We start from the raw sequence: 4,834 nt of genomic DNA, 5'->3' as shown, positions 1-4,834 counted from the left end.
GGTCGATGGGCGTCACCCCGTCGCCGCCGGGCTTGGACGCCCACGCGTGCACCCGGTCGTAGAGCCCGGCGATCTTGCCGGCCGGGCCCAGCATGACCCGTTCGTGGTTGAGCTGGGTGGTGATCAGCCGCCAGCCCGCGTTTTCCTCACCGACGCGCATGTCAACCGGCACCCGCACGTCGTTGTAGTACGTGGCATTGGTGTGGTGGGCGCCGTCGGACAGGATGATCGGCGTCCACGAGTAACCGGGGTCGGTCGTGTCGACGATGAGAATCGAAATGCCTTTGTGCTTAGCCGCTTCCGGGTCGGTGCGGCAGGCCAGCCAGACGTAGTCGGCGTCGTGTCCGCCGGTGGTCCAGATCTTCTGCCCGTTGACGATGTATTCGTCACCATGGCGCACCGCGGAGGTGCGCAGCGACGCCAGATCGGTGCCGGCCTCGGGCTCGGAGTAACCGATGGCGAAGTGCACCTCACCGGCCAGGATGGCCGGCAGGAACTTCTTCTTCTGCGCCTGGTTGCCGTACACCATCAGGGTCGGCCCGACGGTCTGCAACGTCACCGCCGGCAGCGGCACGTCCGCACGGGCGGCCTCGTTGACGAAGATCTGCTGCTCAATGGGCCCGTAGCCCAGTCCGCCGTACTCCTTGGGCCAGCCGGCCCCCAGCTTGCCGTCGGAGCCCATCCGCTTGATGACGGCGCGGTAGGCGTTGCCGTGCCGGTCGGTCTCCATCTCCTTGGCTTCGTCAGCGGAGATCAGGGTGGCGAAGTACTGGCGCAGTTCGGCCTGCAGATGCCGCTGTTCGGGCGTGAGTTCTATGTACATTGCGCTCCACTTCAGTAGTTAGTGGCGACCCGCCACGAGATCCAGGCGATGGGCGGGCCCGCCAAGCAGGCGGGTGAGGTCCTTGACCGAGGCGTAATAGCGGTGCATGGGGTAGGTGACGTCCATGCCCATCCCTCCGTGCAGGTGGTGGCAGGTCTGCATGGCCGGCGGCAACTGCGAGGTCAGCCAGTAGGCCATCACATCGAGATCCTCGTCGGCGTCGCGACCCTCGGACAGCCGCCACGCCACCGATGACGCCGCGAGTCCCATTGTGCGGGAGGCGATATAGACGTCGGCAAGCTGTGCCGACACATTCTGGAAGGTCGCCAGCGGTCGGCCGAATTGGTGCCGGTTGGACACGTAGTCCGCGGTCAGCCGCACCGCCCCGGCCACCAGGCCCGCCGCGAAAGCACCGACCGCCGCAAGAGCCAACTGATTGAGCCGGTGCACATCCCCGCGCAGGACCGCATCCGGGCCGACGGCCACATCGCGGAACTCCACCGCGAATTCGTCGCCACCGGACGAACTGGGAGTCTTGGTGACCCGCACGCCGTCGTCGTCGGGAGAGACCACGATGACGCCGCTGTCGGTGCTGACCAGCATCCACGTCGCCTGGCCGGCGTAGGGAACGGCAACCTTGGTGCCGTTGAGGCGCCCGCCAACCACGGTCACCGAGGGGCGTTCCGGCAGCGCCGAACCCGGTTCGTTGAGCGCGGCGGTCAGTACGGCCCCCCGAGCCACGCCGGCGAGGTAGCGGTCCTGCTGAGTCGCACTGGCCATGTCCAGCAGCGGGATCAGCGCCAGACCCAGCGTCGCCAGCGCCGGAGAGATCGTCGCGTGCCGGCCGATCTCGGTCAGCGCGGTGGTCAGCTCCGGCAGCCCGACACCGTCGCCGCCGAGTCGCTCGGGGACACCCAGTGCCGTCACGCCGCCGGAAACCAATGCCTCCCAACAGTTGTCGCGGTCCAGGACCGTGTTGACGACGTCGGCGACGGCCTGTTGAGCCGGCTCCGCAGTGAAATCCACCCGAATTCTCCTCGTGCCAGAACGCCGTGTCAGGACGCCGAACCGGTGTAGTCGACCTGCCAGTGTTTGATGCCGTTGAGCCAGCCGGACCGCAACCGTTCCGGGGTGCCGAGCGGTGTGAGATCCGGCATGTGCTCGGCGATGGCGCCGAAGATCAGGTCGATGGTCATCCGGGCGAGGTTCGCGCCGATGCAGTAGTGCACCCCGGTGCCGCCGAATCCGACATGCGGGTTGGGGTCGCGAAGGATGTTGAAGGTGTTCGGGTCGTCGAACACCTCCTCGTCGAAGTTGGCCGAACGGTAGAACATGACCACCCGCTGGCCGGCTTTGATCGGGACGCCGGACAGTTCGGTGTCTTTCACGGCCGTGCGCTGGAACGCGGTGACCGGGGTGGCCCAGCGGACGATCTCGTCGGCGGCGGTGGCCGGTCGCTCCCGCCGGTAAAGCTCCCACTGCTCGGGGTTGTCGATGAACGCGATCATGCCGTGGGTGATCGAGTTTCGGGTGGTCTCGCTGCCGGCGACGGCCAGCATCAGCACGAAGAAGGCGAATTCGTCGTCGCCGAGTTTCTCACCGGCGAGGTCTGCGTTGATCAGCGCGGTGACGATGTCCTCACCGGGGTTCTGGGCCTTGATTCCGGCCAACTGCATGGCGTAGGCGAGTAACTCCATCGACGATGCTCGGGCGTCGATATGAGCGAACTCCGGGTCGTCGTTCCCGGTCATCTCGTTGGTCCAGCGGAACAGTTTCGCCCGGTCTTCTTGCGGCACCCCGAGAAGGCCCGCGATCACTTGAAGAGGGAGTTCACACGCGACCTGCTCGACGAAGTCCCCGGCGCCCTCGGCCGCCGCGGATTTGACGATCTGCTCGGCGCGCTGAGTCAACTCGTCCCGCAACCGCCCAACGGCCCGCGGGGTGAAGCCGCGAGAGATGATGCGGCGCAGGCGATCATGGTGCTCGCCGTCCATGTTGAGCAGGATGATGCGCTGCATGTCGATGTCTTCGCGGACCATCTCGTCAGCGAACTGCGGGAGCGCCGTGTTCGGGCCGGCGTGATAGACGTCGCTGCGCCGCGAGACCTCTTTGACGTCCTTGTGCTTGGTGACCACCCAGTAGCCGCCGTCGTTGAAACCGCCCTTGCCGATCTGCTGCTCGCACCACCACACCGGGGCCACCCGGCGCAGTTCGGCCAGCTCCTCGATCGGCAACCGTTCGACGTTTCGATCTGGGTCGAGGAAGTCGAAGCCGTGCGGCAAAGTGGGGCTGGCGCCCGAGTTAGACATCGTGGCTGTACTCCTGAGAATTATGACGTGTTCTAGTGCCAGTAAAACATGCCTCTACCGCTGACAAAAGGCACCCAGGCAACCTTGCTTGTCAGGCTACTGAAACGTGTTCTAGCCTGGCCGCATGGGCAATCCTGTCATCGTCGAGGCCACCCGCAGCCCGATCGGCAAGCGCAACGGCTGGCTTTCCGGTCTGCATGCCACCGAGCTCCTCGGCGCGGTGCAGAAGGCCGTGGTGGACAGGGCCGGCGTCGACCCCGGCCTGGTGGAGCAGGTCATCGGAGGCTGCGTCACCCAGTTCGGCGAACAGTCCAACAACGTCACCCGGGTAGCGTGGCTGACGGCGGGGCTGCCCGAGCAGGTCGGCGCCACCACGGTGGACTGCCAGTGCGGCAGCGCCCAGCAGGCCAACCACCTGATCGCGGGGCTGATCGCGGCCGGGGCGATCGACGTCGGTATCGCCTGCGGCATCGAGGCCATGAGCCGGGTCGGCCTCGGCGCGAATGCCGGGCCGGACCGCTCCAGGCTCCGGGCCGCTTCCTGGGACATCGACATGCCCGACCAGTTCACCGCCGCCGAGCGAATCGCCCAGCGTCGCGGGATCACCCGCGCCGACCTCGACCACCTTGGGCTGATCTCCCAGCAGAAAGCCAAGCGGGCGTGGGACGAGCACCGCTTCGAACGGGAGATCTCGCCGGTCGAGGCCCCGGTCATCGGGGTCGATGAGCCGCTTGCGCGAAGAGCATCGGATGGAGATAAGCAGCCCACCGCCGACCGTCACACGGTCAGCCGGGACCAGGGTCCGCGCGACACCACCGCCGAGGGCTTGGCCGCGCTCAAGCCGGTGATGGAGGGCGGACTGCACACCGCCGGCACGTCGTCGCAGATCTCCGACGGCGCGGCCGCCGTGCTGTGGATGGACGAGGACAAAGCGCGCGCACTCGGACTCAAGCCGCGGGCCCGCATCGTTTCCCAGGCGCTTGTCGGCGCCGAGCCGTACTACCACCTCGACGGACCCGTGCAGTCCACCGCGCGGGTGCTGGAGAAGGCCGGGATGACGATGGGCGACATCGACCTGGTGGAGATCAACGAGGCCTTCGCCTCGGTGGTGCTCAGCTGGGCGCAGGTGCACAACGCCGATATGGACAAGGTCAACGTCAACGGCGGCGCCATCGCCCTGGGTCACCCGGTCGGCAGCACCGGCAGCCGGCTCATCACCACCGCCCTGCACGAGTTGGAGCGCACCGATCAGAGCACCGCGCTGATCACCATGTGCGCGGGCGGCGCGCTGTCCACCGGCACCATCATCGAGCGGATCTGACGCTGGCGGGCCCGACCGCAGCCGAGCGGGTCGCGGCCGCGCAGGCCTACATCGATGCGCTGGTCAGCCATGACGGCGACTCGGTGCCGTTCGCCGCGGAGTGCACCCGGGTGGAGCAGGGCGTCAAGACGGGGTTCTCCGGAGAGCATCTGCGCCGCAGCCTCACCGGCGGACCTCAGTACCGGATCATCGCCGCCACGACGTCGCCGCAGTACACCGTCTCCGGCGACGAGGTCCGCGCCCGTTTCACCGTGATCACCCGCCTGCGGGCCGGCAGCCGGCAGGTGGCCGCGCTGGTCGACGAGACATTCGTCATCCCGGCCGATGGCCTCATCCACCACATCCGGGTTAGATTTCAGCCGACCGTCGTGAGGAGCACTG

Annotated in this window: 5 protein-coding genes; 2 read left to right on the top strand and 3 right to left on the bottom strand. The window is 67.3% G+C overall.

Going from position 1 to position 4,834, the window contains the following annotated elements; all coding sequences use genetic code 11:
• The 3 genes from fadE29 to ADBZ6I_RS16110 form a co-directional block, all read right to left on the bottom strand.
• Positions 1–823 (bottom strand): acyl-CoA dehydrogenase FadE29 (gene fadE29 / locus ADBZ6I_RS16120; RefSeq protein WP_526385608.1); only part of this gene is annotated, 823 nt, incomplete at its 3' end.
• An 18-nt stretch (positions 824–841) separates the two neighbouring features.
• Positions 842–1,849, bottom strand: coding sequence for an acyl-CoA dehydrogenase family protein (locus ADBZ6I_RS16115; protein ID WP_526385606.1), 1,008 nt, complete (start codon positions 1,847–1,849; stop codon positions 842–844).
• 29 nt (positions 1,850–1,878) lie between these two features.
• On the bottom strand, positions 1,879–3,132 hold the full coding sequence (locus tag ADBZ6I_RS16110) for a cytochrome P450 (RefSeq protein WP_526385603.1): 1,254 nt from the start codon (positions 3,130–3,132) through the stop codon (positions 1,879–1,881).
• Between the two features lie 124 nt (positions 3,133–3,256).
• Between ADBZ6I_RS16110 and ADBZ6I_RS16105 the strand changes: the two genes are divergently transcribed.
• Together ADBZ6I_RS16105 and ADBZ6I_RS16100 are read left to right on the top strand one after the other, a co-directional pair.
• Positions 3,257–4,453, top strand: coding sequence for a steroid 3-ketoacyl-CoA thiolase (locus tag ADBZ6I_RS16105; RefSeq protein ID WP_526385601.1), 1,197 nt, complete (start codon positions 3,257–3,259; stop codon positions 4,451–4,453).
• 2 nt (positions 4,454–4,455) lie between these two features.
• Positions 4,456–4,834: DUF8021 domain-containing protein (locus ADBZ6I_RS16100; protein ID WP_526385610.1), on the top strand; the 379-nt coding region annotated here is incomplete at its 3' end.

The organism is Mycobacterium sp., from assembly GCF_044342925.1.
Classification (GTDB): Bacteria; Actinomycetota; Actinomycetes; order Mycobacteriales; family Mycobacteriaceae; genus Mycobacterium.
This window is presented reverse-complemented; position numbering and strand designations above follow the sequence as displayed.

What these genes read in the sequence shown, in the direction of transcription:
- ADBZ6I_RS16110 (WP_526385603.1), bottom strand. Translation starts at nt 3,132, where the DNA reads ATGTCTAACTCGGGCGCCAGCCCCACTTTGCCGCACGGCTTCGACTTC.
- ADBZ6I_RS16105 (WP_526385601.1), top strand. Translation starts at nt 3,257, where the DNA reads ATGGGCAATCCTGTCATCGTCGAGGCCACCCGCAGCCCGATCGGCAAG.